Origin of the sequence: Microbispora siamensis, from assembly GCF_016863095.1 — a bacterium.
Classification (GTDB): domain Bacteria; phylum Actinomycetota; class Actinomycetes; order Streptosporangiales; family Streptosporangiaceae; genus Microbispora; species Microbispora siamensis.
Genome location: NZ_BOOF01000112.1, coordinates 1 through 1,764, shown reverse-complemented (window position 1 = coordinate 1,764; position 1,764 = coordinate 1). Strand labels below are relative to the sequence as shown.

At 68.3% G+C, this 1,764-nt stretch carries 1 protein-coding gene and 1 pseudogene; both read right to left on the bottom strand.

Translation table 11 applies throughout. The annotated features are described in order from the left end of the window. A partial coding sequence (locus Msi02_RS42685; protein ID WP_204053399.1) for a nitrate- and nitrite sensing domain-containing protein occupies window positions 1-1,147 on the bottom strand: 1,147 nt, incomplete at its 3' end. A 349-nt stretch (window positions 1,148-1,496) separates the two neighbouring features. Beyond that, window positions 1,497-1,764: pseudogene (locus tag Msi02_RS42680) on the bottom strand (ATP-binding protein); the annotation flags it as partial.

The following is a 1,764-nucleotide window of genomic DNA, read 5'->3' as shown; positions in this document are numbered from 1 at the left end:
CGCGGCCGACCACCTGGATCGGGGCGATGGGCGGGACCTCGGCGGCGTCGCCGGCCTCACGCAGCTTCTGCACCGTGTCGGGGAGGCGGCTGCCGGCGATCTCCAGCGCCTCGCTGCGCAGCCGCCGCAGCGGGCGGACGAGCGAGCGGGCGACGACGGCGGTGACGAGCAGGACCGCGATCAGCAGGAGGGCGACGGCGACGGCCACGATGACGGCCCGCTGCTGCTCGTCGTCCTTGAGCGACTGGCTCCGCGCCACGATGGAGGAGGTCAGCTTGGCCTCGACGGTGCGCATCCGGTTGATGGGCTGCGACATCGCGTCGTACCAGAGGCGGGTGTCGTCGCGCACCGACAGGTCGAAGCCCTTGAGCGGGAAGCCCGCGTTGGCCCGGTCGAGCACCAGTGTGCGGATGAACTCCGCCTGGTCGACCTTGCCGCCGGTGACCGTGTTGTCGTAGTCGGCGCGCTCCTCGGCGGTGGCGCTCTTGCGGAAGGCGCGCAGATCGGCCTCCTCGGCGGAGACGGCGCCGAGGAAGTTCTGCAGCTGGGCCTGCTCGAAGCGGGCGTTGGGCAGCACCGTGGTCAGCAGGCCGCGCTGTACGGACGCGTTCTCCTTCGCGCGGGCGAGCGAGGCCAGCGTGACGGACGAGGCGGCGAGCCGGTCGTCCTGCGTGCTCTTGGCCAGCTCGTCCTGCAGGGCCAGCAGGGTGTCGATGACGAGGGTGTACTGGTCCATCACCGCGCTCGGCTGCAGGTTCCCCTGCATGGCCTGGCTCCGCAGAACCTCCACGCCGTCGAGCTTGCCGATGATGTGGTCGATCTCGTCGGAGGCGCGGCTGCTCACCTTCGTCCTGATCTCGTTCGCCAGGCCCCGGACGGCGGTGGCCGCCTTGTTGGTGAGAAGGGTCTGCGCCATGACCGCGGCGGTCGCCTGCGCCGGGCGGCCGATCGTCGCGTTCCAGGCTGCCTGGTCGCGTTCCGACTGCAACTCGTGGGTGAGGCCCGCGACCTTGTCCACGAGCCGCGCCAGGACGCTGGTCTGCTGGTATTCGGACGCCGTGTCGATCGACGTGACGACCCGCAGGCCGCCCAGCAGCAGCACCGCCAGCGTCGGGATGAGGATCAGCACCACGAGCCTGGAGCGCACGCGCCAGTTCCGCAGGAGGAATGGGCTTCCTTCTTCGGGCCTCCGCTCGAGAACCCCGGTCCCGGGGCTCTCATCGGGCCTGGGGTCTTGTGTCCTCACGGGCCTCGCAACCTCCACCGTACGTGCGCCCAGGGGGGAGCGCCTCGTCACTCATGTGGTTGCCGTGACATCGGAGACGTCCTGCGGGCAAGGGTAATTGCAGCACGCAGGTTACGTGGAGGCCAAGCAAAAGATTCTGCGCGAATTGCAGAAGAAAGGCCCTTGAATGGGGATTAATCAGCCGAGAACGGTGCCCGTTTTATTACTGGACTCTGTCCTTACGGCAAGCCGCTCCGCCGGCCGAAGGGCTTCAGGGCGTCCTCTCGTAGGCGGCGCGGACCGTCAGGACGTACTCCACCAGGCTGATGAGGGTGTTCTTCACCGCCTCGCGGGACCGGGCGTCCGTGCGGACGATGGGCACGTTCGGCGACAGGGAGAGGGCTTCGCGAATTTCGTCCTCCGCGTGGATGAATTGCCCCTCCCAGCCGTTCAGGGCGACCACGAACGGCAGCCGAGCCTCCTCAAAATAGTCAATTGCGGGAAAACAGTCCGCCAGTCGCCTGCTATCCACAAGCACG